The following is a 24248-nucleotide window of genomic DNA, read 5'->3' as shown; positions in this document are numbered from 1 at the left end:
AAGCCGACCAGCAGGACGAGCGAAATAGTTGCGACGAACCAATCCAGCATTATCTGATCCTACCCATGATGTCGCACGCAGTAGCCTCATTACCACGGACAACCTAGCGGCGATCTATACTCGATTGAGAAAATTGTATGAGGTCAGAATGTCCGTTGCGGACTTCGGGTGCCGCACAGCGTCAATGCGATCCGTTCCTCAGTCTTGACCGATCTGGCCGTAGGCCCAACTGCCAGAAAAGAAGGTTTGATCAGCAATCGGCTGAAAACGTCCGGCGATGAAACCCTTGCGTCCAACATCGTTCTGATTGAGACCACCACCGCATGAGCTTGGCTCGGCATAGATATCGACGGTCTGTCCATCCGAAGTACCTCGGACTGATTGCAGGACGCGTGCTCGAGCCACATGAAAGGGGCGCAGTCCCGGCAATTCGCGGATGTGCACCTCGAGAATTTCGACCCGAGCGACGACCTCGCTCTCTTTCGCTACTGGCGGGATCGCATCGAGTAGGATCGTCCTTTCATATATCCAGCCGCGGCAGGCCAAGGCCGGAGCGTTGGTAACTAGCAGCGCAAGAAGGATACTTGCTAGACCTGCTCCACGGATCATAGCTCCCACCTCCAGCTCTCTTTTGAGACATTGATCGAGGGACGTTAACGGAATACCAAGCTAAACGTAAACGCGAGCTCCTAGGTCGCCTTCTGGCCCTTAGCTGGCATTCCGATTGCCAAAGTTGATGTCCGAATCGTGGGCCAAAGCCGAACTTGCTTTCCGAGAGAGCTCCTAGTCCGTTCCTGGGTACATCCGCCGGGCCGAGGCGCCCACTTCGGCAGTGCGCCGCCCTCCTCCGCTTCACGAGGCTCTCGAAAGCAGTTTGGCCTTGCGGCCTGTCAGCTGCTCCCAGCGCGATCGCCAGCCCGCAATAGTCGGGGCTGAGTTCGATGCCGAAACAGCGGCGGCCGGTCGTCTCGGCCGCGCCATCGTGATTCAGCTGCCGAGGAAGGGGGCGCCGGAGATCGCAGTCGTGCTGCGCCACGCTTCAGGAGGTCGCGCTCCGAAGTCATCCCGCAAGCCCGGCACGATGACATCATGCCCCTGTTTTGCCCGACGCGTCAAATCGCTTCGGAAAAACGTTATCTTCCAATGACGTCGCTACTGTGCATGGGGTTGTTTTCGACATTTTCGTGCGCCGGCCACCGGGGCGGTCACCCGCCCCGAATCGTCGCACATCCGCCGCCGCTCGGGAGCAAATCCCACACCGACGGTCAGTCCACCCGACAGATGAGTTTGAAAAAATGGTCGGAGCGAGAGGATTTGAACCTCCGACCCCTAGTCTCCCAGACTAGTGCGCTAACCGGGCTGCGCCACGCTCCGAACGTCGTTCCATTAGCTAGGATCGCTGCTTTGCGCAAGGCGAGGCCGCACCATTTTGGTGCCTCTCTCCCCGATTGGGCTGATGTCCAAAGCCCCCGGAACTGGCCGCAAAGCCGACGGACCGGCCCTACCCGTCCTTCAGCGCCTGGTCCAGCATCTCCCGGCAGGCGACGAGGTCGGCGAGCGCCCGTCCCAGGCGCTCCCGGTCGATCGCGCTGGGGCCGGCGGGTGCGGCGGCGCCGCCCTTGCGGAAGGTGGTGAGGATTTCCTCGTCGTCGATCTCGGCGAAGCGGAAGTCGATGCCTTCCTCCTCCTCGCCCTGGTAGTCGTCATCGTCGGTGTCGGTGATGCCCTTGATCGGCGCCTCGTCGTCGGGCTCCATCAGGCTCGCGCCGATGGCGTCCTCGATCGCCCCGAAGGAGACGGCGGCGGCGCCGTCGGCGAGGCCCTGCACCGATTTGATGCCGTGCTCTTTGAGGATCCGCTGCACCCCGCGGATGGTGTAGCCCTCCCCGTAGAGCAGGCGGCGGATGCCCTTGAGCAGGTCGACGTCGTCGGGGCGGTAATAGCGGCGGCCGCCGCTGCGCTTCATCGGCTTGATCTGGGAGAAACGGGTCTCCCAGAAACGCAGCACGTGCTGCGGAATGTCGAGTTCCTGCGCTACTTCGCTGATGGTTCGGAACGCATCCGGCGCCTTGTCCAAATGCCAATCCTTTCCGAAAGGCGGTTACGCCTCGGGTTGAGCCTTGGTGGCATCGCCATTGGTGCGGTGCTGGGAATTGATCCGCTGCTTCAGGATCGCCGACGGCTTGAACACCATCACCCGGCGCGGCGAGATCGGCACCTCGGTGCCGGTCTTCGGGTTGCGGCCGATGCGCTGACCCTTCTTGCGGACCATGAAGGAACCGAACGACGACAGTTTCACCGTCTCGCCCTTTTCAAGGCAATCGGTGATCTCCTTCAGCACGAGTTCCACAAAGGCGGACGATTCCGTGCGCGACAGGCCCACCTTCTGGTAGACGGCTTCGCACAGGTCAACACGCGTTACGGTTTTACTTTGATCGGTCATCGCCCTGCCCCACATCACGGCGAACAATTGTTGTCTGAAATTAGGAGGTTACAATACGGCGGTCAACAGCGCTCATCAATGCAGACGCATCGATAATCGGCGCTGATTCGGGCAAAATTTTATCGACTGTGGCTACCAGCGCACCAGCGCAGAGCCCCAGGTGAAGCCGCCGCCCATGGCCTCGAGCAGGACCAGGTCGCCCTTCTTGATGCGGCCGTCCTTGCGCGCCACCGCCAGCGCCAGCGGGATCGAGGCGGCCGAGGTGTTGCCGTGACGGTCCACCGTCAGCACCACCTTCTCCGGCGCGATATGGAGCTTGTGCGCGGACGCGTCGATGATTCGCTTGTTGGCCTGGTGCGGCACGAACCAGTCGATGCTGTCGGCATTGAGCCCGGTCGCCTCGAAGGCGTCGACGATCACGTCGGTGATCATGCCGACCGCATGCTTGAAGACCTCGCGGCCCTCCATGCGCAGATGGCCGACGGTCTGGGTCGAGGACGGCCCGCCGTCGACGAACAGTTTTGCCTTGTGGCGGCCATCGGAACGCAGATGGGTGGTCACGATGCCGCGGTCGGTCGCGGCGTTGCCCGGCTGCTCCTGCGCCTCGAGCACGACCGCGCCGGCGCCGTCGCCGAACAGCACGCAGGTGCCGCGGTCGTTCCAGTCGAGGATGCGCGAGAAGGTCTCGGCGCCGATCACCAGCGCGCGCTTGTAGGCGCCGGTGCGCAGGAAATTGTCGGCGGTCGCGAGCGCGAACACGAAGCCCGAGCACACCGCTTGCAGGTCGAAAGCGGCGCCATGGTTGATGCCGAGCCCGTGCTGCACGGCGACGGCGCTCGCGGGAAAGGTGTTATCGGGCGTCGAGGTCGCCAGCACGATCAGCTCGATCGACTGTGCGTCGACACCGGCATCGGTGAGCGCGGCCTGCGCCGCCTTGATCGCCAGATGCGAGGTGAACTCGCCCTCGGCCGCGACGTGCCGCTCGCGAATGCCGGTGCGCTGCACGATCCACTCGTCGGAGGTGTCGATGCGCGCCGCCAGTTGGGCGTTGGTCACCACCTGCTCCGGCAGGTAAGAGCCGCAGCCAAGCACGACCGAACGAATTTTCGTCACGAAACAGCCTCCTGCGCGGCCTGCACGGAACTAAGTGCACCACCCTCGCGGTTGAGCATCTGATTGATCTTGTTCAGGAGATCGTAGTGAGCCATCTCATAGCCAACATCGATCGCATAGGCAAAGCCTTCGGCGTTGGTTCCACCGTGGCTCTTGACCACGACCCCGTTCAGTCCCAGCAGCACGCCGCCATTGGACTTGTTGGGGTCCATCTTGTCGCGCAGGGCCTGGAAGGCGCTGCGGGCGAAGACGTAGCCGAGCTTGGACAGCCAGCTCCGCCGCATCTCGTTGCGGAGTAATTCCGCCATCTGCCGCGCGGTTCCCTCGGCGGCCTTCAGCGCGATATTGCCGCTGAAACCCTCGGTGACGATGACGTCGGCCAAGCCCTTGCCGATACCGTCCCCCTCGACGAAGCCGATATAGTCGAGTTCGGGCAGGTTCCGCGCCCGCAGGATCTCGCTGGCCTCGCGGATCTCCTCGTGGCCCTTGATCTCCTCGGCGCCGATGTTGAGCAGCCCGACCGTGGGCCGCTTCTTGTTGAATAGCACACTGGCCTTGGCCGCGCCCATCACCGCCATCGACACCAGGTGGTGCGCATCGCCGCCGAGGGTCGCGCCGAGGTCGAGCACGACGGACTCGCCGCGCATGGTCGGCCATATCGCCGAGATGGCCGGACGGTCGATGCCCGGCAGCGTGCGCAAGTGGAAGCGCGCCATCGCCATCAGCGCGCCGGTATTGCCGGCGGAGATCGCGACATCCGCCTCGCCCTTCTTCACGGCATCGATCGCGAGCCACATCGAGGAGGTCTTGCGGCCGCGCCGCAGCGCCTGGCGCGGCTTGTCCGAGCCGCTGACGGCAACGTCGGTGTGGATGATCTTCGAGGCGGCCTTCAGCGCGGGGTGGCGGTCGAGCTCGGGCTCGATCCTGGCGCGGTCGCCGACCAGGAGGAATTCGCTATCGCGATGCCGCTGAAGCGAGATGGCAGCGCCTGGAATGACCACGGCGGAGCCGACATCGCCTCCCATGGCGTCCAGCGCGATGCGAACCTTGCTTGGCATAAAAGTCCTGGAAACCTGGTCTGGTGCGGTCTGTGCTAGCGGGGCCGCAAAATGGGTTCGCCATGGACATGGCGACCGGTCAAGCGCCACGCCGCACCCGGACCGGGGCGCGACAATAGCGTTTTGTCATCGCGAAACAACCTCTTGCCCCCAGCCTTTTGGATTCCGCACGATCCGGCAACGGATTCGCCATTTCGCAAGAAGCACATTGAAATCAAACGGATAATCAAGCCTCTCAAACCATCCTGGCAAACCCGCCTCGGGGCGTAAAGCGTTCTTACGGGGACCGAGCGGACTATGGGCCCTTCTTCTTGTCCTGGAGTGCCTTCAGCGCCGCGAAGGGATGGTCTTCCGGATCGGGGGCGGTGACCTCCGCCTCGAACACGGCCCCATCCTTCCGGGGATAAGGGTCGATCGCCAGGAACAGCGCGTCGGTGGCGAGCCTGCCGAGATCGATGATGCCGTTGACGATCGCCTCCGGCGGATCAGCGACCTCCGGCGGCTCCTCGTCGTCCTGGCCCTCCTCGATCAGGTCGGCCAACCGCCGGGCCTCGGCCTCGGGGGCGAACATCAGGTCAACCTCCTCGTCGATCTCGCTCTCGATCGGATCGAGCGTGACGACACAGGTCTGACCGACCCGGGCCCGCACGGTGCCCGTGACCTGAAACCGGCCGCCGCTCTTCGGCACGACGTCGAAGTCGGCCTTCGCGGACAGGATCTCGCGCAGGCCCGCGACTTCGGCCATCGCCTTGCGTTCGGCGGCGGAGGCCTCGATCTCGCGACGCAGGCCGGCATCGGGAATCTGGGCGACAATCACGGGCGCCCGCCAGGGATCTGGCTCGGATCCGGCATTTGGTCTGGTCATGGCGTGACATCCTCAGCGAAGGCCGGGGGAAATTTGAAGGACGCGCCGAGCAGCGCGGCCTCGCTGGTGCCGCCGAGATCGGCCTCGGTGGCCCGGGCATAGGCCGCGAGCCGCCGCGCCTGATCCATGCCGGCGCCATTCAAGATATTCTTGCAGATGGCCGATGCCAGCGCCTCGCTGCCGCCCTCCATGGCCTGGTCATAGGCCTGGACGCGGCCGTAAAAGGCCTCGCCAAAGGCCCGCATCCGCTTCGGCACGGTCTGGTCGCCCACCCCCATCTCGCGCAGATTGTCGTCCATGTCCTCGCAGAAGCGGTCGAACAGTGCCTGCGACAGCTCCGTGGCGCCCTGGACGGTGCGCAGGCGGCGCAGCAGCAGCCAGAGATGCAGCAGCAACAGGTCGAAACGTCCGTTAACCGTATCCGGCACGCCCAAGTCGCGGTAAAATATGGGTTCTCGCGCCTGCGTCACGATCATGCCATAGATGGCCTCGATGGTGCCCGGCGGGGTTAGCCGGGGTTTCCTGAAGTGATTGAACGGCCAAAGCATTGTGGTTTCCGCAGGCGGGCGCGCGCGTGTTGCATTCAGAGCCTCCGCCCGGTACTTCAGCGCCTCGCGCGACGCAAGGGGACGGAATCAGTTCCGCAATGACGACAACCAATCAGACCAGCCTGCGCGCTGACAAGCGGCGCGGCCTTCATGCACGCTGGCGCGGCTTACGCATGCTCGCGGCCGCGACCCTGGTCGGCGCCGCGCTTGCCGGCTGCACAGGTGAGCAATTCCAGAAGGGCTACATCCTGCCGCCCGGCGCGCTGGAGCAGATTCCGATCGGCGCGAGCCAGGACCAGGTGCTGATCGTGATGGGCACGCCCTCCACCGTCGCGACCCTCGACGGCGAGGTGTTCTACTACATTTCGCAGCGCTCGGAGCGCGCGGTCGCCTTCATGAACCAGAAGGTGGTCGATCAGCGCGTGATCGCGATCTATTTCGACAAGAACCGGCGCGTGCGCCGTCTTGCGAATTACGGGCTCCAGGACGGCAAGATCTTCGACTTCATCAGCCGGACCACGCCGACCTCGGGTCAGGAAATGAGCTACCTCACGCCGCTGTTCAAGCTGCTCGCCTTTTAACTGAGCCTCGAGCCTGCGGCGTCCTGCCACTGCCCGCATGGCGCTTGCCGTCGCGCGCGGCTTGCCGTTCCGCGTCGGGTTCCCTACCCTTCCTGCAAAGCAAAAAGCAGGGAGAGGATTCGTGCCTAAAACTTTGTTGTCCCGCCGCCACGTGATCGCCGGTGCTGCCGGCCTCTCGGCCGCAGCGATTCTGCCGCGATCGAGCCTGGCGGATTGGAAGCCGACGGAAAACGTCCGCCTGGTCGTGCCGGCTGCGGCCGGTGGTTCGACCGACGTGATGGGCCGGCTGCTGGCTGCGCATCTGCAAACCGCCTGGGGCCAGTCGGCCGTCGTGGAAAACCGCTCCGGCGGCGGCGGCACGATCGGCGCGGCCGAGGTGATCCGCGCCAAGCCGGACGGCCACACCATCCTGGTCGGCAATCCCGGCCCGAACGCGATCGCCTACAGCATCTTCAAGAACCTCACCTACAAGCCAGACCAGCTCCAGCCGGTCTCCAACATGATCCGGATTCCGAACATCGTCTCGGCGCATCCGAAGACCGGCATCAAGTCGGTTGCCGAGCTGATCGCGTACCTGAAGGCCAATCCGGACAAGCTCAGCTATGCCTCCTCCGGCGTCGGCCAGAGCCCTCACCTCACCGGCGCCTGGTTCCTCCAGCTCACCGGGCTGAAGATGACGCACATCCCGTTCCGCGGCGCCGGCCCCGCACTTCAGGCCGCACTCGCCGGCGACATCCAGATCCTGTTCGACAATCTCTATCCGAGCCTGCCGCAGGTCCAGAACGGCACGCTCAATGGCCTCTGCGTCACCACCACTGAGCGCAGCGATCTTGCGCCGAACCTGCCGACCATGCGCGAGAGCGCGCCGGAGCTGGCGAACTTCGACGTGTCCTCGTGGTTCGCCATCTTCCTGCCGAAGGGGGTCTCACCCGAGGTGCTCAACGCGCTCAATCTCCAGGTCAAGGCGATGCTTGAGCGCGACGACATCAAGAAGCAGATCGCCGCCATGGGCGCCCGCGCCGATTACGGTACGCCGCAGCAGTTCGCCGCCTTCGTGGACGCCGAGACGAAGAAGTTCGCCGGCATCATCCAGAAGGAAGGGCTGCAGATGGACGTGCAGTAGGCGTTCGCGCAAACGCTAACTACCGTCATTGCGAGCCCAGCGACGCAATCCAGAGTCTTCCGCTGAGCCAGTCTGGATTGCTTCGCGCAGCCTGTCATCGGGCCGCGCTCCGCGCGGACCCGATGGCTCGCAATGACGCGGTGCGAGGTCTCAGCCGGCCAATCAAAAACCCCGCGGCTCGCGCCGCGGGGTTTTGTCTTGTCTTCACCAGTTCTGCTCAGTGCGCGAGGATCGCCAGCAGCAGCAGCGCCACGATGTTGGTGATCTTGATCATCGGATTCACCGCGGGGCCGGCCGTGTCCTTGTAGGGATCGCCCACGGTATCGCCGGTCACCGCCGACTTGTGAGCGTCACTGCCCTTTCCGCCGAAATGACCGTCCTCGATGTACTTCTTGGCGTTGTCCCAGGCGCCGCCGCCCGAGGTCATCGAGATCGCGACGAACAGGCCCGTCACGATCACGCCGAGCAGCATCGCGCCCACCGCGGAGAACGCCGCCGACTTGCCGGCCACGCCGCCGCCCGCGATCGCATAGATCACGAAGTAGACGACGATCGGCGACAGCACGGGCAGCAGCGAGGGGATGATCATCTCCTTGATCGCCGCACGGGTGAGCAGGTCGACCGCCTTGCCGTAGTCCGGCTTGTCGGTGCCCTGCATGATGCCCGGCTTCTCGCGGAACTGCCGGCGAACCTCCTCGACGATAGCGCCCGCCGCGCGCCCCACCGCGGTCATGCCCATCGCGCCGAACAGATACGGCAAGAGGCCGCCGAACAGGAGGCCCACCACGACGTAGGGATTGTTCAGCGAGAAGTCCGGATTGACGCCGGCGAAGTAGGTATGCTTCGCGGAGTCCGCAACGAAGAACTTGAGGTCCTGGTTGTAGGCCGCGAACAGCACGAGAGCACCGAGACCGGCGGAGCCGATCGCGTAGCCCTTGGTCACCGCCTTGGTGGTGTTGCCGACCGCGTCGAGCGCGTCGGTCGACTTGCGCACCTCCTTCGGCAGGCCCGCCATCTCGGCAATGCCGCCGGCGTTGTCGGTGACGGGGCCAAAAGCGTCGAGCGCGACGATCATGCCGGCGAGCGCCAGCATGGTCGCGGTCGCGATGGCAATGCCGAACAGGCCGGCCAGGCTGTAGGTGACCAGGATGCCGGCGATGATGACGAGCGCGGGCAGCGCGGTCGCTTCCATCGAGACGGCGAGGCCCTGGATCACGTTGGTGCCATGGCCGGTCACCGAGGCCTGGGCGATCGACTTCACCGGACGATAATCGGTGCCGGTGTAGTATTCGGTGATCCAGATGATCAGCGCGGTGACGACGAGGCCGACGACGCCGCATTCGAACAGCGCCATGCCGGTATAGTCGACGCCATCGAGCTTGCCGAAGCCGATCAGGTAGTAGATCACCACCGCGATACCGATCAGCGACAGGATGCCGGTAGCGATCAGGCCCTTGTAGAGCGCGCCCATGATCGACTGGCTCGGCCCGAGCTTGACGAAGAAGGTGCCGATGATCGAGGTGATGATGCAGATGCCGCCGATCGCGAGCGGCAGCGTCATCATGTTGGCGAGGATCGGTGTCTTGGCGAAGAAGATCGCCGCGAGCACCATGGTGGCGACCGCGGTCACCGCATAGGTCTCGAACAGGTCGGCGGCCATGCCGGCGCAGTCGCCGACATTGTCGCCGACGTTGTCGGCGATGGTGGCCGGGTTGCGCGGATCGTCCTCGGGGATGCCGGCTTCGACCTTGCCGACGAGGTCGCCGCCGACGTCCGCGCCCTTGGTGAAGATGCCGCCGCCGAGACGGGCGAAGATCGAGATCAGCGAGGCGCCGAAGCCGAGTGCCACCATGGCGTCGACCACGGTGCGGCTATCGGGCGCGAGCTTCAGCGAGTGGACCAGGAAGCCGAAATAGAGCGTGACGCCGAGCAGCGCGAGGCCGGCCACCAGAAGGCCGGTGATCGCACCCGCCTTGAAGGCGAGTTCGAGGCCGCCGGCAAGCGACGTGGTCGCGGCCTGGGCGGTGCGCACATTGGCACGGACCGAGACGTTCATGCCGATGAAGCCGGCCGCCCCCGACAGGATGGCGCCGATGGCAAAACCGATCGCGACATAGAGCCCGAGGAAATAGGCAAGCAGCACGAAGATGACGATGCCGACGAGACCGATCGTGGTGTACTGGCGACGCAAGTAGGCCTGTGCGCCCTCGCGCACCGCTCCTGCAATCTCCTGCATGCGCGGCGACCCCGCATCCGCGCCCAGAACCGAAGACGTCGCCCAAATCGCGTAGACGACGGAAAGCACTCCGCAGAGCACTATCAACCATAATGCTGTCATGTGATTTTTTGCCTCAGATCCTTGATGTACCCCCGGCGCCTTTTGTTGTCCGTCGTGCGGTGCGGCGCCTTGATTTTGAACAAAGCCGCCCCTTGCCCGAAGGGGCGGCCTTAGTCGGTTGCGAGCTTGCCAAAATCAAATTGAGGGTGCAACGCCGGATAAGGCCGAAAAAGCCGATCTCGGCAAGTATTTAGGTCGCAGACGCCCGCTTTGGGAAATGCCTGCAAGCGGCTCGCCGACATCGGCGAGGGCCACCCCTCCTGCCTCCGCCTCAGGCGGCGGACCTTACGGGATGACGGGATGTTGACGCCATTTCCAAGGTCTGCCCGTCGGCTGTCGTGCGTCGGTTGAAGATCTTGACCTCATAGACGCTGCCACCGGGACCGGACTCCTGCGTCACCGAAACGACCTGCTCGCGTGTGAGGACGCCGAGTTGCACATCCTGGTCAGGCAGGATGAGCGTCGCCAGCTCGTTGACGAACACCACCACGAGATGACCTTTCGGCATGTTGTTCTTCGACATCAGACGCAACTGGCTGTGATAAGGCTGCCGGGTCCAGGCCGATGGCAAGCCAGGATCAACCACGACCTGGATGTTGTTGGTCTCGGGATGCAGGGTGAGCACCATCTTCGACTGCTCGGGCTTCCATTGCATGGATATCGCCGGCATGGTTTTCCAGAGACAATTGAACGCTGCGCACTCGCTCGGCAGATTGTCGTGGATTGTGCAGCCCCTGCCGGGCTTGCAATGCGAGCACCACTTGCCGGCGGCCTTGCCGAGCTCGACCACGTTGTAGACCTTGCAACAGAGCGTGCAGCTTCCGCACTCCCTTCCGGGAACAGTCCGCGCCTCGCTCGAGTTCGAAACGGCCGCTGTCATCGAATCACATCCATTGGCTGCTGTCGCATCTATGGCGGTGATACATCGGCTTGCTGTCGCCGGGGTTGCGACACGCGGCAGCCGGGAAGAGCCGGAGGATGAATCGGGGTCGGGGCGGACTTGAATTCAGAAGTGGCTGTAGGACAGCTGCTTCAGGGCCAGTTCCTGGCCCTGCCCGTCCAAAAAGCGCGGCCGCTCACGGCCTGCGAGGATCGTGCCAATCGCCGTGACGGCAAGGCCTGCCGCCTGCCCCGCGGCAATCAGCGCGTCGCTCAGTGCTGGCGGCACCGTGCACAGCACCTCGTAATCGTCGCCCCCGGCCAACAGCGTCTCAACGCAAACAGCGTTTCGCGCAACCAGTCCGGCCGCCGCGGCTGAGAGGGGGACGCCCGCCACGTTGACCGTAGCCGATACGCCGGACGCCGCACATAGTTTTGTCAGATCGCCGGCGAGCCCGTCGGACACGTCCATCGCCGCTGACGCAAGGTCCCGCACGGCCTGCGCCAGCAAATTGCGCGGCTGCGGGACGCGATAGCGCGAGACCAGATAGTCCCGTGCAACGGGATCGGATGCGAGCGCCTTCGCCACCTCTCCGCCTGTGAGCACGTCGAGGCCGAGCGCGGCATCGCCGATCGTCCCCGTCACCAGGATGCGGTCGCCCGGCCGCGCGCCGGTGCGGCCAACCATCCGCCCCTGCGGCACGCGGCCGAAAGCGGTGATCGAGATCATCTGCGGCCCCGGTGTCGACACCGTGTCGCCGCCGAGCAGCGGGCACGCGAAGGTTCTTGCGTCCTCGCCCAAGGCGTCCGCAAACGGCTGGAGCCAGGCGTCCTCCTTGCTGCGCAGCGCCAGCGTCAGCACGAAGCCGGCCGGCACCGCGCCCTTGGCAGCGAGATCGGACAGGTTCACCCGCAGCGCCTTGCGCGCAATGGTATCGGGGGGATCGCTGGCAAGATAGTGCACGCCCTCGATCACGGCGTCGGTGGTGACGACGATGTCGTCGCCCGATGCGGACAGGATGGCGGCATCATCGACCAGCCCGAACGCGCCAGGATCTGTCGCGAGCGGCTTGAAATAGCGCGCGATGAGGGAGTCTTCGCCGGAGGGGTTTTGCGGAGTGGTCATCGATGTCAGCCCTGCACTCCACTGTCATCGCCCGGCCTGACCGGGCGATCCAGTACGCCGAGACGCCTGATACCAATTACCGCTGCCGCGGCGTACTGGATCACCCGCTTTCGCGGGTGATGACAGCGGAATGTGTGACTTACCCCCGCCCGAACTCGTCACCGCGGAACTGGCGGCCGATCTGGTCGAGCACCGCATTCACCATGCCGGTCTCCTCGCGATCGACGAAGGCATTCGCGACGTCGACATATTCGGAGACCACGACGCGGCCCGGCACATCCTTGCGGTGCTGGAGCTCATAGGCCCCCGCCCGCAGCACCGCGCGCAGAATCGCCTCGATCCGCTTCAAGGGCCAGCCCTTCGACAGCGCCTCGTCAATCAGGGGATCGAGCTTCTTCTGGTCGCGCACGACGCCGGAGACGACGTCGCGGAAGAACGCGGCTTCCGCCGGCAGGTAGGTGTCGCCCTCGACTTCGTTGCCGAGCCAGTGGCTCTCGAACTCGGCGAAGATGTCGTTGATGCCGGCACCCGCGATGTCCATCTGATACAGCGCCTGAACGGCGGCGAGCCGTGCCGCACCGCGGCGGTTCGCCTTCTTTTCCTGGGTGCCCGCCGGCTTTTTGCTGTTGTCAGCCATGGCTCAGGCCTGCGCCAAACGGCGCTTGATACGCAGCATCGCAAGCGCGGCGCGTGCGGCATCGCCGCCCTTGTTGAGCTCGCTGGCGCGCGCCCGCGCCCAAGCCTGCGCCTCGGTGTTGACGGTGAGGATGCCGTTGCCGAGCGGCAGCTTTCGCACCACCGCAAGGTCCATCAGCGCGCGCGAGGATTCCTGCGAGACGATCTCGAAATGGATGGTGTCGCCGCGGATCACGCAGCCGAGCGCGATCACCGCGTCATAGGGCTTGCCGCTCGCCGCCGCGGCATCGACCGCGATCGCCACCGCCGCGGGGATCTCCAGCGCACCGGGAACCGTGATGACGTCGTGCGTGAGGCCAGCCGCCTTCAGCTCGGCGACCGCGCCGTCCAGAAGCGCGTCCTGGAGATCGTCATAGAACCGGGCCTCGACAATCAGCGCACGCGCGCCGGCGATGTCGGTCTGGTCCTTCAGGGGTGCGCGCCGCGCGTCTGCCATCGTCAAATCCGTTCTACAGTGGTCGGCGCGTTATGTAGTCGCCGCAGGCTGGTAAGCCAAGTTCAAAGACATTGTCATTCCGGGGCGCGAAGCGACCCGGAATCTCGAGATTCCGGGTTCGACGCTGCGCATCGCCCGGAATGACCGGCTTCGCCGGTCACTTCATTTCCGTCAGCCGCGCTGCGTAGCGGGCCATCAGGTCGACCTCGATATTGACCTCGGCGCCCGCCTTCCAGGCACCGATCGTGGTCACTGTCAGCGTGTGCGGAATGATCAGCACCGAAAAGGTCGCGTCCTTCACCGTATTGATCGTCAGCGAGACGCCGTCGAGCGTGATCGAGCCCTTGGTGGCGACGAACCGCGCCAGCTCCCGCGTGGTCGAGAGCTCGAACCGCGCCATGTCGGGCAGATCCTCGCGGCTGAGAAGCGTCGCGATGCCGTCGGCATGGCCCGCGACGATGTGGCCGCCGAGCTCGTCGCCGATCTTCAGCGCGCGCTCGAGGTTGAGCTTTGTGCCGACCTTCCAGTGCTTTGCCGTCGTCAGCGCCAGCGTCTCGGCGGCGGCATCGACGTCAAACCAGGTTCTGCCGCTCTCAGCGCCGGAGGCGACCACCGTCAGGCAGACGCCGTTGCAGGCGATCGAGGCGCCGTCGGCAATGGTGGTCTGATCATAGCGGCAGGCGATGCGCAGCCGGTGCAACTGGCCCTGCGCGGTCGGCGTGAAGCCGACGATCTCGCCGATATCGGTGACAATGCCGGTGAACATGTTAGGCGCGCTCGTAGATGGTGAGAGTATCCTTGTCGAAGGTCTCGCTAGCATGAACCTTATAGGCCGGCGACTGCGTGATTTTCGACAGGGGCAATGCATCGAGCGCATCGACGCCGCCGGAGCCGACCTCTTCCGCGCCGCGGAACAGCCAGATCTCGTCGACGAGATCGGCCGCGACGAACGAAGCGGCGACGCGGCTGCCGCCCTCGACCATCAGCCGCGTGATGCCTTTCTCGGCCAGCGCATGCAGTACGGCCGCAAGATCGAGCCCGGAAGCACTTGCGGGCGGTACACGGATGAGCTGTGCGCCGGCAGCGCCCAGCCGCGTGGCGGCCGCAGCTTCCGCAAGCTCCGAGCGGATCACCCAGAGCGGAGTCTCGCGCGCCGAGCGCACCAGCTGGCTCGAGGCCGGAATCCGCAGGCTCTGGTCGAGCACCACCCGGACCGGCGAGCGCGCCGCCATGCCCGGCAGGCGGCAGTTGAGAAGCGGATCGTCCGCCAGCACCGTGCCGATGCCGACCAGGATCGCATCACTCTGCGCGCGCAAGAGATGCACGCGATCGCGCACGGCTTCGCCCGTGATCGCGACCGGCTTGCCGCCGGCCGCGCCGATCTTGCCGTCGGGCGAGACCGCGAGCTTCAGGATCACATGGGGGCGCTTGCCGCGGATGCGGCGGAAATGGCCGGCGTGGTCGAATGCGGCTTCTGCCGCGCACAGACCCACGTCAACGGTAATGCCCGCGGCGCGCAGGCGCGCATGGCCCTGGCCGGCCACTTCCGGATTGGGATCCTCGACCGCCGCCACCACGCGCTTGATGCCGGCCGCGATCACCGCGTCGGCGCAGGGCGGCGACTTGCCGAAATGCGAGCACGGCTCCAGCGTGACATAGAGCGTGGCGCCGCGCGCTGCCTCGCCTGCGCGCCGCAGCGCCTCGGGCTCGGCATGCGGCCGCCCGCCTGCTTGCGTCCAGCCGCGGCCGACGATGACACCGTCCTTGACGATGACGGCGCCCACAGCCGGATTGGGCGAGGTGCGTCCCTGCCCGCGCTTACCCAGCGCCAGCGCAAGCTGCATGAAGCGAAGGTCGGCGTCCCTGGCCTCGCGCGCCTTCTGCGCGAACTGATCCTCCAGGATGCGGAAGATCATTTGCGGATCGCGGCGAGCCGCGCTTCCTCCTCGCCGGAGAGCTCGCCGAGCACGTCGGCGAAATCCTTGGCCTCGCGGAAATTGCGGTAGACGGAAGCAAAGCGCACATAGGCGACGTCGTCGAGCGTGCGCAGATGCTCCATCACGGTCTCGCCGATCACCTCGGAGGAGATCTCGGCCTCACCGCCGGTCTCGAGCTCGCGCACGATGGTGGAGACCATCTTCTCCACCCGCTCCGGCTCGACCTGGCGCTTGCGAAGTGAGATCTGCACCGAGCGCATCAGCTTGTCGCGGTCGAACGGCACGCGGCGGCCGTTGCGCTTGATCACCGTGAGCTCGCGCAGCTGCACGCGCTCGAAGGTGGTGAAGCGGAAGTTGCAGGCGACGCACACGCGCCGCCTGCGGATCACGGAAGAGTCCTCGGTCGGACGCGAGTCCTTTACCTGCGTATCGAGACTGTTGCAGTTCGGGCAGCGCATCCGTTTGCCTTGACCGGTTTTCTTGGCCTTACTGATAGATCGGGAAGCGATCGGTGAGCGCCTTGACCCGTTCCTTGATCGCGGCTTCCACCAGCGGCGCCTTGCCGTCGTCGGACTGCGCGATCGCGTTGAGGACCTCGGCGATCATGCCGCCGACCTGCTGGAATTCGGCGACGCCGAAGCCGCGGGTCGTCGCCGCGGGGGTGCCGAGACGCAGGCCCGAGGTGACGAAGGGCTTTTCGGGGTCGAACGGAATGCCGTTCTTGTTGCAGGTGATGGCGGCGCGAACCAGCGCCTTCTCCGAGACGTTGCCCTTCAGGCCCTTCGGCCGGAGGTCGACCAGCATCAGGTGGTTATCGGTGCCGCCGGAGACAATGTCGAAGCCGTGGCTCTTCATCGCCTCGGCCAGCGCCTTGGCGTTCTCGACGACGTTCCTGGCATAGACCTTGAAGTCCGGACGCAGCGCCTCGCCGAAGGCGACTGCCTTCGCCGCGATCACGTGCATCAGGGGGCCGCCCTGGAGACCCGGGAAGATCGCCGAATTGAGCTTCTTGGCGAGCGTCTCGTCGTTGCTGAGGATCAGGCCGCCACGCGGACCACGCAGCGACTTGTGCGTCGTGGTGGTGGTGACGTGGGCATGCGGCACGGGCGAGGCATGCACGCCGCCGGCGACGAGGCCCGCGAAATGCGCCATGTCGACCAGGAGGTAGGCGCCGACGCTGTCCGCGATCTCGCGGAAGCGCTTGAAGTCCCAGGCGCGCGAATAGGCCGAGCCGCCGGCGACGATCAGCTTCGGCTTGACCTCTTCGGCCTGCTTGGCGACCGCGTCCATGTCGATGATCTGGTCCTCGCGACGCACGGTGTAGTGCGCGGCCTTGAACCACTTGCCGCTCATGTTGACGGGCGAGCCATGGGTGAGATGACCGCCGGCCGCAAGGTGGAGACCCATGAAGGTATCGCCGGGCTGGAGCAGCGCCAGGAACACCGCCTGGTTCATCTGGCTGCCGGAGTTCGGCTGCACGTTGGCGAAGTTGGCGCCGAATAGTTTCTTGGCGCGATCGATCGCGAGGTTCTCGGCGACGTCGACCCACTCACAACCGCCATAGTAGCGCGCGCCCGGATAGCCTTCCGCGTATTTGTTGGTCATCACCGAACCCTGCGCTTCCAGCACGGCCCGGCTGACGATGTTCTCCGAAGCGATCAGCTCGACCTCATGGCGCTGCCGGCCGAGCTCGCCCTTGATGGCGGCGGCGATTTCCGGGTCGGCCTGCTCGAGCGAGGCGGTGAAAAACGAATCGGGCGCGGAGGCGGTCTTGGCTGACGTCATCTTGCGAATATCTCCACCGCCGCAGCCTTTTGGCGGGCTACGGGCGGGTCTGGTGTGGCGATCGGAAGCGGCGAGCGCGATCTACCACATCGCCCGCCCCCGGCCAAGCATTTGCGGGTCGGGCCTGATATTTATGCAAGATATGGTGGGGATTGGAGGGTCTGGGCGGCCGGCGGCTCCATCAACCGCCCGCGCGCCGAATAGCCCTGAAGGGTCCGGTTCGGACCTTGAACGCTGCCCCAGTCCAGCTGAGCCGACCTGCCGCTACAACCCCGTATACCCCGCCTTCACCGGGTCCACACTGCCGTCGAGCTGGCGCAGATAGGTCAGGCCGCAGACTGTCAACCTGTGGGTGTCCCTTTCGCCGGCTTCCATCAACGTGTTGAGGTAGTTCGTCACCTTGGCCCGTGCCTCCTCGCTGGCCGCCGCCGTACGGTTGGCGAGCAGGTCATAGGTCTGCATGATGCGGTCGATGGCGGCTTCCATGGCACCCCCTGGTTCACTTGAATTGCTGGAACTTTGATCAGGCAACCGCGCGGGCCTCGGACTGCGTCTCGAACCACGTGATCGCCTTGTTGGCGAGCCTGATCTTGTTGAATTCGCCGTGCTGGAGCAGCTTGACGATGATCCCGAGCAGGCGCTCGTCCGTGACGAGGGAGTCGGGGATCGCGCCGGAACGGCGAAGGTAATTCGCGGCGATGGCGTAGGCCTCGCTCACGAGTTCCACGTTCATTGCCTGAAGCCCGCGCTCGACCAGCATCGAAATCCTCCGATCCGGAGGAGATAAGCACGCGAGCTCCCATCTGGTTCCCGCCGGCCGAAGATTTTTTTCGCACCTGCAAAAACGGCAAAACGCACCGGTCCGGACAGAATCCGGGCCGGCGCGCTTGGGGAAGTCAGGCACGTTCGGGAGGCTTGCCGGTCTTGTTGGGGGCCGGCTTGGCCTTGGTCGCTTGAAATATCAGAGCCGGTACAGGATCTGGTCGGTCCAGAACCGCTCGAGACGGTGCAGCGACTTGTTCAGCGTGGAGAATTCCTCGCCGGAGATGCCACCGACCTGCTCGACCGTCTTGACGTGCTTCTGGTAGAGCGCGTCGACGATGCGGCGGACTTCCTGGCCCTGCGGGGTCAGGCGGATGCGCACCGAGCGGCGATCAACGCGCGAGCGCTGATGATCGAGGAAGCCGAGCTCGACGAGCTTCTTCAGATTGTAGGAGACGTTGGAGCCGAGATAGTAGCCGCGCGTGCGCAGCTCGCCAGCGGTCAGCTCCTTGTCGCCGATATTGTAGAGCAAGAGGGCCTGCACCGAATTGATGTCCGCGCGGCCGCGGCGATCGAATTCGTCCTTGATGACGTCGAGGAGCCGGCGATGCAGCCGCTCCACCAGAGTCAAAGCTTCCAGATAGAGCGACTGCACCGAACCCTGCTGGCCGGAGACGCGCTCTGCGGTATCTGCCGCAGTTGCGACGGCTTTCATCATGACACTTCCCCTGTTGTCGTTTTTATCGACACTTATTCGACGAAACTTGTGTCCCGTCTGATAGGTGCAACTTAAGGGGCTCGTTTGAAGATCGGCTTAAATAAGAGAATAAAGAGATCATGAATTTAAGACAGTGAATTGCGGATTAAGCCTGTGCCACAAGGACTTTTCGCAACCGTCTGTTGACCTTCGCAAGGTCCTGTTCACCCTCCGTCCGCCGGGGTTGTCGCATTCCAATACAGCCCCGCCCCGTTTCGAAACGGGCGCGTAACAGCTGTGGCGGAACAGGCTGGTCAATGAAAACTTACCGCAAATTTTAGGCAACCAGCGGTCAACCAATCGCGCACAACTCCGCTAACGTCACTATCGTGTCCCGGACAAGCGAGGCGCAGGTCCGGGACCCAGCAAGCCAAAACGAGATCGTGGAGAAGTGGGCACCGGCTCTGCAACGCATCACGCCGCACTGGACCATGCTTCGCATCGCCAGGGGCGCGCTGCATTGCGTACGGGGCACGAGAGCACGTGCGTTGAATCGTCTTTGCCCTACGGCGGCCGTTCCCGCGCCGCCATCCAGGCCAGCGCGAGATACGCAGCGAGCATGAAGGCTTCGACACCGACCACGACCAGGCTGCCGCCATAGATGCCGGGGAACATCAATTCGATCACCGCCATCGACACCACGGTCGTCAGCCACACCACCGCGCCCCAGGGCGTGGCGAGCCAGAGACCGACGGCGGCGACGAGCTCGATCACGGCGAAGTAGACGGTCGCGGCCTGCCAGGCCATCGACTGGTTCTCGAACGCCTCGTCCTCGCCGCCGACGAAACCCGTCACTTGCGCCCAGTGATAGAGACCCTTCAGGATCGAGAGCAGCGCCATCACCCGCAGAAACAGCACGAGCCGGCGCGTCCAGACATTGTCGTCGGACTCGGCCCGTTCCGACGAGATCGCCGCCACCGACATTGCACTGTCTCTGGCATTGTCTCGGGCAGCGTCCCTGGCATTGGCGCTATCGCGGGTGGATATCTCGGACATGGCCCCTTGTCGCTGCTTCGCCCCGTAAAATCAATCGGCTGCCCATCCCTTGCGACAGGTCAAGCCGCGGTGGCGGGAACCGTGCGAGCTGGTATAAGAATAATTCCAGCCGGAGGAAGAGTGATGGCGATCAAATACGGACGTCCGATCGAATTGCGCGAGGTTTCGCGCCGGGATGGCGCCAGCGCCTCCCCTGCCCTCGATCTGACCGTCCGTCCGCGCCGCAACCGCAAGGCCGAATGGGCGCGGCGCATGGTGCGCGAGAACGTGCTCACCACCGACGACCTGATCTGGCCGCTGTTCCTGATCGACGGCGACAACAAGCGCGAACAGGTCGCCTCGATGCCGGGCGTCGACCGCCTCAGCGTCGACCAGGCGGTACGCGAGGCCGAGCGCGCCATGAAGCTGACCATTCCCTGCATCGCGCTGTTTCCCTACACCGATCCGTCCCTGCGCGACGAGGAAGGCTCGGAAGCCACCAACCCGAACAACCTGGTCTGCCAGGCGGTGCGCGCGATCAAGAAGGAGTTTCCGGAGATCGGCATTCTCTGCGACGTCGCGCTCGATCCCTTTACCAGCCACGGCCATGACGGCCTGATCTCCGACGGCAAGATCCTGAACGACGAGACGGTCGCGGTGCTGGTGCGTCAGGCCTTGGTGCAGGCCGAAGCCGGCTGCGACATCATCGCGCCATCCGACATGATGGATGGTCGCGTCGCCGCGATCCGCGAAGGGCTGGACCGCGCAGGCCTGCTCGACGTGCAGATCATGGCCTATGCAGCCAAATACGCGTCCGCTTTCTACGGCCCATTCCGCGACGCCATCGGCTCGGCCAAGACGCTGACCGGCGACAAGCGGACCTACCAGATGGACAGCGCCAACACCGATGAAGCATTGCGCGAGGTCGAGCTCGACATCGCCGAAGGCGCCGACATGGTGATGGTGAAGCCCGGCATGCCCTATCTCGATGTCGTCCGCCGCGTGAAGGACACGTTTGCGATGCCGACCTTCGCCTACCAGGTCTCCGGCGAATACGCGATGATCGCGGCCGCTGCGAACAACGGCTGGCTCGATGGCGACCGCGCCATGATGGAAAGCCTGCTCGCCTTCAAGCGTGCCGGCGCGGATGGTGTGCTCAGCTATTTTGCGCCGAAGGCGGCGGAGAAGCTGAAGGCGCAGGGGTAGGCTCGCGCGGCATCCTCGCTGTCGTCCCGGCGAACGCCGGGACCCATACCGCGTGATCTAACTGTGATGCGCGGTATTTGTACCGGCGAAGGGATCAACTGCTGATCTTCGCCAATCGCCTCCCTGTGATTATGGGTCCCGGCTTTGCGCTTCGCTTGTCCGGGACGACATCGGTGTTTGCGGCGCTAGCGCTGCCGCCCCCGAATCGCCGGAATATTTCCGCTTCCTGATGTCCGCATACCCTTGGCACGGGGATGAGGTGTTCCCATGTCGTGCAGCGGGGGTGTTTCCCCCTTGGGAGATGGACCATGTCGTATGACTCGGGTAGTTCAGGCGCCTGGCGCAACGACGGCGGGGTGCAGCCGCACGCCTACGACCCCTATCTGCACCCGGAATTGTTCCGCGGCGTTGCGACGCGGCGGGTATTCGCCTTCCTGATCGACATGGTCGTGATCTCGGTGCCGGTGATCCTCGGCTACATCTTCATCGCCGTGTTCGGCGTGGTGACGCTCGGCATCGGCTGGGCGCTGTTCTGGATCGCCTGGCCGGCCTCCGTGGTCTGGGCCATCGTCTATTACGGCGCCAGCATTGGCGGACCTTCCTCTGCCACGGTGGGGATGCGCCTGATGGATCTCGAGCTGCGCACCTGGTACGGCGCCCCCGGCTATTTCGTGCTCGGCGCCACCCATGCCGTGCTGTTCTGGGTGACGGTCTCGTTCCTGTCGCCCTTCGTGGTGCTGGTCGGCCTTTTCAACGGCCGCCGTCGCCTGCTGCACGATTTTGTCCTTGGAACGGTGGTGATCAACAATTCCGTCCGCGCGCACGTGCCCCAGGCGGCCAGAACCTGGTGATCAAGGACCTGTCAACCAGGATCACCTAAGCTGACTGATCTGACCTGCCGAGCAGACCGATTGACCGGGGGCTTCCGTAGCGCGATGCTGATATTCACTTCGGAGGCCCACGACGTCCCTTGACCCAACACTCGCGCGACACCCCTCAGTTTTACCTCACGGCGCCCTCGCCCTGCCCTTATTTGCCGGGCCGGCATGAGCGCAAGGTGTTTACGCACCTCGTCGGGGAGCGCGCGGGCGATCTCAACGATCTGCTGACCCATGGCGGGTTCCGGCGTAGCCAGTCGATCGCCTACCGGCCGGCCTGCGACCAGTGCCGTGCCTGCGTCTCGGTCCGGGTCATCGCCAACGAGTTCCGGCCCTCCCGCAACTTCCGCAAAGTGATGGCGCGCAACGCCGACATCATCGGCGAGCAGCGCAGCGCCGTGCCGACCTCCGAGCAGTATTCGGTGTTCCGCGCGTATCTCGACGCCCGTCACCGTCATGGCGGCATGGCCGACATGACGGTGCTCGACTACGCCATGATGGTCGAGGACAGCCATGTCGAGACCCGCATCATCGAGTACCGCAGGCGTGGCCCCGACAGCAGCATCACCGGCCGCGGTGAGGAGCTGATCGCGGTGGCGCTCACCGACGTGCTCAGCGACGGCCTGTCGATGGTCTATTCCTTCTTCGAGCCGAGCCAGGTCAGCCGCTCGATGGGCACCTTCATGATCCTCGACCACATCGCGCGCGCCCGCCGGCAAGGCCTGCCTTACGTCTATCTCGGCTACTGGATCGAGGGCTCGAAGAAGATGGACTACAAGGCCCGCTTCCTGCCGCAGCAGCGCCTCGCGCCCTCAGGCTGGCTGCGCATCGACGCGCAGGGCGATACAGCCTCTGAGCCGCAGGATTGACGGGCACAGTAGTCTCGCTTGCGTCGTCTCCATCGCCAAGTCCGTAGGTACGAGTGGATGCGGAGGTATCCTTGTCGAGCCAAACCTACGATTTGATCGCCCGCGCGATCATCGAACGACTCCAGGTCCATTGCTCCTATCAGGGTTACCCGCGCGCACTATGCCCAGCGTTGCTGGGGCATACAAACGGCGAGGAATACACGCTCGCCTTCCAGTTCGCTGGCGGCTCCAGCAAGGGCCTTCCTCGCACAGGCGAGTGGAAATGTCTCAAGGTCGCCGGGATGAGCAACGTCGAGCTTCGCGCCGGAGAGTGGCACGCCGGCTCGAGCCATCGTGAACGTCAGCAATGTGTGAAAGACGTCGATCTCGACGTCAATCCGCTGAGCCCCTACCAGCCGCGACGTCGCTGGCGGCCCTGATCGCCCTCACCCGAACAGCGTATCGGCCAGCAGCTTCAGGTTCAAAATCACGATCACGCCCGCGACGATCCACGCGACGGCGGCGACCGACACCGGAATTGCGAACTTGCCCATCTTGCGGCGGTCGGAGACGAAGCGCACCAGCGGGATCACCGCGAAGGGAAGCTGCATCGACAGCACGACCTGGCTGAACACCAGCAGATCCGCCGTGCCACGCTCGCCATAGATCGCGGTGACGACGATCACCGGAACGATTGCGATGCCGCGCGTGAGCAGGCGCCGCGCCCAGCTCGGCAGGCGCAGATCGAGGAAGCCCTCCATCACGATCTGGCCGGCGAGCGTCGCCGTCACCGTCGAGTTGAGGCCCGAGGCAAGCAGCGCCACTGCGAACAGTGTCGAGGCGATGCCGAGGCCGAGCAGCGGCGACAGCAGCTCGAAGGCCTGGCCGATCTCCGCGACGTCGGCATGGCCGGTCTTGTGGAAGGTTGCTGCGGCGACCACGAGGATCGCGGCGTTGATGAACAGCGCCAGCATCAGCGCGATCGTCGAGTCCGTCGTCGCCCATTTGATCGCCTCGCGCCGGCCGGCATCGTTGCGCTCATAGGCACGCGTCTGCACGATCGAGGAGTGCAGGTAGAGATTATGCGGCATCACGGTCGCGCCGATGATGCCGATCGCGATGTAGAGCATTTCGGGGTTGGTGAAAATCTCGCTCTTCGGCACGAAGCCGTGCAGGACTTCGGCGACCGGAGGAGCCGCGGCCACGATCTGCACCGCGAAGCAGACCGCAATCACCACGAGCAGCGCGATGACGAAGGCTTCCAGGAAGCGGAAGCCGCGGTTCATCAGGATGAGGAGCAGGAAGGCATCGAGCGCGGCGAGCAGCGCGCCGCCGATCAGGGGAATGCCGAACAGCAGCTTGAGCGCGATCGCGGTGCCGATCACCTCGGCCAGATCGCAGGCGATGATCGCCGCTTCGCAGGCAAGCCAGAGCAGGAAGTTCACCCCCGGCGAATAGGTCGCGCGGCAGGCCTGCGCGAGGTCGCGGTCGGTGACGATGCCGAGCCGAGCCGCCAGCGACTGGAGCAGGATCGCCATCAAGTTCGAGAGCAGGATAACCGAGAGCAGCGTGTAGCCGAACTTCGATCCGCCGGCGAGGTCGGTCGCCCAGTTGCCGGGGTCCATATAGCCGACCGAGACGAGATAGCCCGGACCGACGAAGGCCAGCAACGTTCGCCACCAGCGGCCGGCGGCCGGAATGGCGACTGTGGAATTAACCTCGGCGAGGCTCTTGGTGGTGGGCGCGTCGGCACGCCAGCCGGCAGCGTCGGGGGTCAGGTGGGGTGATCGGGCATCCATGCTGGCACAATACCCAAGTTCACCCTTATTGCAACTCATTTGCAACTGCATCTAGCCGCCAGTTCCCGCCGCGGACGCGAACGGCCCCGCCTCTT

27 protein-coding genes and 1 tRNA gene are annotated in these 24248 nt (G+C 64.7%); 6 read left to right on the top strand and 22 right to left on the bottom strand.

What is annotated here, in order from left to right; genetic code table 11:
• Nucleotides 1–198: 198 nt before the first annotated feature.
• The 8 genes from GPL20_RS15580 to GPL20_RS15545 form a co-directional block, all read right to left on the bottom strand.
• Nucleotides 199–609, bottom strand: a complete 411-nt coding sequence (locus GPL20_RS15580; RefSeq protein WP_157330344.1) for a hypothetical protein — start codon at nt 607–609, stop codon at nt 199–201.
• 687 nt (nt 610–1296) lie between these two features.
• Nucleotides 1297–1374 (bottom strand) — tRNA-Pro (locus tag GPL20_RS15575).
• 127 nt (nt 1375–1501) lie between these two features.
• Nucleotides 1502–2077 carry a MerR family transcriptional regulator gene (locus tag GPL20_RS15570; protein WP_157330343.1) on the bottom strand — a complete coding sequence of 192 codons (576 nt, stop codon included), beginning with the start codon at nt 2075–2077 and terminating at the stop codon, nt 1502–1504.
• Between the two features lie 24 nt (nt 2078–2101).
• A complete protein-coding gene (locus GPL20_RS15565; RefSeq protein WP_205751171.1) occupies nt 2102–2443 on the bottom strand; it encodes an integration host factor subunit alpha in 342 nt (113 codons plus the stop codon).
• Nucleotides 2444–2575: 132 nt separating this feature from the next.
• Entirely contained in the window at nt 2576–3556 is a 981-nt protein-coding gene (locus GPL20_RS15560; protein ID WP_254125977.1) for a beta-ketoacyl-ACP synthase III, read from the bottom strand.
• Nucleotides 3553–4614, bottom strand: coding sequence for a phosphate acyltransferase PlsX (gene plsX / locus GPL20_RS15555; protein WP_157330342.1), 1062 nt, complete (start codon nt 4612–4614; stop codon nt 3553–3555). Before plsX ends, GPL20_RS15560 begins: the two co-directional genes overlap by 4 nt.
• A gap of 295 nt (nt 4615–4909) precedes the next feature.
• Nucleotides 4910–5479 (bottom strand): YceD family protein, encoded by a 570-nt coding sequence (locus GPL20_RS15550; RefSeq protein ID WP_157330341.1) that lies wholly within the window; start codon nt 5477–5479, stop codon nt 4910–4912.
• Entirely contained in the window at nt 5476–6027 is a 552-nt protein-coding gene (locus GPL20_RS15545) for a ubiquinol-cytochrome C chaperone family protein (protein ID WP_157330340.1), read from the bottom strand. The genes GPL20_RS15550 and GPL20_RS15545 overlap by 4 nt, the downstream gene beginning before the upstream one ends.
• 98 nt (nt 6028–6125) lie before the next feature.
• Between GPL20_RS15545 and GPL20_RS15540 the strand changes: the two genes are divergently transcribed.
• Both GPL20_RS15540 and GPL20_RS15535 read left to right on the top strand, forming a co-directional pair.
• Complete coding sequence (locus GPL20_RS15540) at nt 6126–6608, top strand: outer membrane protein assembly factor BamE (protein ID WP_167533045.1); 483 nt, start codon at nt 6126–6128, stop codon at nt 6606–6608.
• Nucleotides 6609–6729: 121 nt separating this feature from the next.
• The gene (locus GPL20_RS15535) at nt 6730–7731 is read left to right on the top strand and encodes a Bug family tripartite tricarboxylate transporter substrate binding protein (protein WP_254125973.1); all 1002 of its coding nucleotides are present in this window, start codon (nt 6730–6732) and stop codon (nt 7729–7731) included.
• Between the two features lie 217 nt (nt 7732–7948).
• On the opposite strand, the gene GPL20_RS15530 is transcribed toward GPL20_RS15535, so the two are convergent.
• From GPL20_RS15530 to GPL20_RS15470, 13 genes are all read right to left on the bottom strand, one after another.
• The gene (locus tag GPL20_RS15530; protein WP_157330338.1) at nt 7949–10069 is read right to left on the bottom strand and encodes a sodium-translocating pyrophosphatase; all 2121 of its coding nucleotides are present in this window, start codon (nt 10067–10069) and stop codon (nt 7949–7951) included.
• A gap of 271 nt (nt 10070–10340) precedes the next feature.
• Complete coding sequence (locus GPL20_RS15525) at nt 10341–10859, bottom strand: hypothetical protein (protein WP_254125971.1); 519 nt, start codon at nt 10857–10859, stop codon at nt 10341–10343.
• Nucleotides 10860–11075: 216 nt separating this feature from the next.
• The gene (gene thiL, locus GPL20_RS15520) at nt 11076–12074 is read right to left on the bottom strand and encodes a thiamine-phosphate kinase (RefSeq protein WP_157330336.1); all 999 of its coding nucleotides are present in this window, start codon (nt 12072–12074) and stop codon (nt 11076–11078) included.
• Between the two features lie 139 nt (nt 12075–12213).
• Nucleotides 12214–12711 carry a transcription antitermination factor NusB gene (gene nusB / locus GPL20_RS15515; protein ID WP_157330335.1) on the bottom strand — a complete coding sequence of 166 codons (498 nt, stop codon included), beginning with the start codon at nt 12709–12711 and terminating at the stop codon, nt 12214–12216.
• Between the two features lie 3 nt (nt 12712–12714).
• Nucleotides 12715–13206: a 6,7-dimethyl-8-ribityllumazine synthase gene (gene ribH / locus GPL20_RS15510; protein ID WP_157330334.1), complete on the bottom strand. Its 492-nt coding sequence runs from the start codon at nt 13204–13206 to the stop codon at nt 12715–12717.
• A gap of 157 nt (nt 13207–13363) precedes the next feature.
• On the bottom strand, nt 13364–13972 hold the full coding sequence (locus GPL20_RS15505) for a riboflavin synthase (protein ID WP_157330333.1): 609 nt from the start codon (nt 13970–13972) through the stop codon (nt 13364–13366).
• Between the two features lies 1 nt (nt 13973).
• Entirely contained in the window at nt 13974–15122 is a 1149-nt protein-coding gene (gene ribD / locus GPL20_RS15500) for a bifunctional diaminohydroxyphosphoribosylaminopyrimidine deaminase/5-amino-6-(5-phosphoribosylamino)uracil reductase RibD (RefSeq protein ID WP_157330332.1), read from the bottom strand.
• Entirely contained in the window at nt 15119–15601 is a 483-nt protein-coding gene (nrdR, locus tag GPL20_RS15495) for a transcriptional regulator NrdR (RefSeq protein ID WP_011087793.1), read from the bottom strand. Before nrdR ends, ribD begins: the two co-directional genes overlap by 4 nt.
• Nucleotides 15602–15629: 28 nt before the next feature.
• On the bottom strand, nt 15630–16928 hold the full coding sequence (gene glyA / locus GPL20_RS15490) for a serine hydroxymethyltransferase (RefSeq protein ID WP_157330331.1): 1299 nt from the start codon (nt 16926–16928) through the stop codon (nt 15630–15632).
• Between the two features lie 264 nt (nt 16929–17192).
• Nucleotides 17193–17414, bottom strand: coding sequence for a hypothetical protein (locus GPL20_RS15485; RefSeq protein WP_128933363.1), 222 nt, complete (start codon nt 17412–17414; stop codon nt 17193–17195).
• A gap of 37 nt (nt 17415–17451) precedes the next feature.
• Nucleotides 17452–17688, bottom strand: coding sequence for a hypothetical protein (locus GPL20_RS15480; protein WP_157330330.1), 237 nt, complete (start codon nt 17686–17688; stop codon nt 17452–17454).
• 201 nt (nt 17689–17889) lie between these two features.
• A complete protein-coding gene (gene ldtR / locus GPL20_RS15475) occupies nt 17890–18408 on the bottom strand; it encodes a transcriptional regulator LdtR (protein ID WP_018320040.1) in 519 nt (172 codons plus the stop codon).
• Nucleotides 18409–18951: 543 nt separating this feature from the next.
• Complete coding sequence (locus tag GPL20_RS15470; protein ID WP_157330329.1) at nt 18952–19443, bottom strand: DUF6163 family protein; 492 nt, start codon at nt 19441–19443, stop codon at nt 18952–18954.
• A gap of 123 nt (nt 19444–19566) precedes the next feature.
• On the opposite strand from GPL20_RS15470, the gene hemB reads away from it, so the two are divergent.
• From hemB to GPL20_RS15450, 4 genes are all read left to right on the top strand, one after another.
• Nucleotides 19567–20628, top strand: a complete 1062-nt coding sequence (gene hemB / locus GPL20_RS15465) for a porphobilinogen synthase (protein ID WP_157330328.1) — start codon at nt 19567–19569, stop codon at nt 20626–20628.
• A 308-nt stretch (nt 20629–20936) separates the two neighbouring features.
• Entirely contained in the window at nt 20937–21479 is a 543-nt protein-coding gene (locus tag GPL20_RS15460) for an RDD family protein (RefSeq protein ID WP_157330327.1), read from the top strand.
• 119 nt (nt 21480–21598) lie between these two features.
• On the top strand, nt 21599–22375 hold the full coding sequence (locus tag GPL20_RS15455) for an arginyltransferase (protein ID WP_157330326.1): 777 nt from the start codon (nt 21599–21601) through the stop codon (nt 22373–22375).
• A 71-nt stretch (nt 22376–22446) separates the two neighbouring features.
• Nucleotides 22447–22794 carry a hypothetical protein gene (locus tag GPL20_RS15450; protein ID WP_157330325.1) on the top strand — a complete coding sequence of 116 codons (348 nt, stop codon included), beginning with the start codon at nt 22447–22449 and terminating at the stop codon, nt 22792–22794.
• 6 nt (nt 22795–22800) lie between these two features.
• Here GPL20_RS15450 and GPL20_RS15445 read toward each other — a convergent pair whose 3' ends face one another.
• Complete coding sequence (locus tag GPL20_RS15445; protein WP_157330324.1) at nt 22801–24153, bottom strand: Nramp family divalent metal transporter; 1353 nt, start codon at nt 24151–24153, stop codon at nt 22801–22803.
• Between the last annotated feature and the right edge of the window lie 95 nt (nt 24154–24248).

The organism is Bradyrhizobium cajani (assembly GCF_009759665.1).
Taxonomy (GTDB): Bacteria; Pseudomonadota; Alphaproteobacteria; order Rhizobiales; family Xanthobacteraceae; genus Bradyrhizobium; species Bradyrhizobium cajani.
The sequence above is the reverse complement of the archived record's forward strand: the minus strand, read 5'-3'. Positions and strand labels throughout refer to the sequence as shown.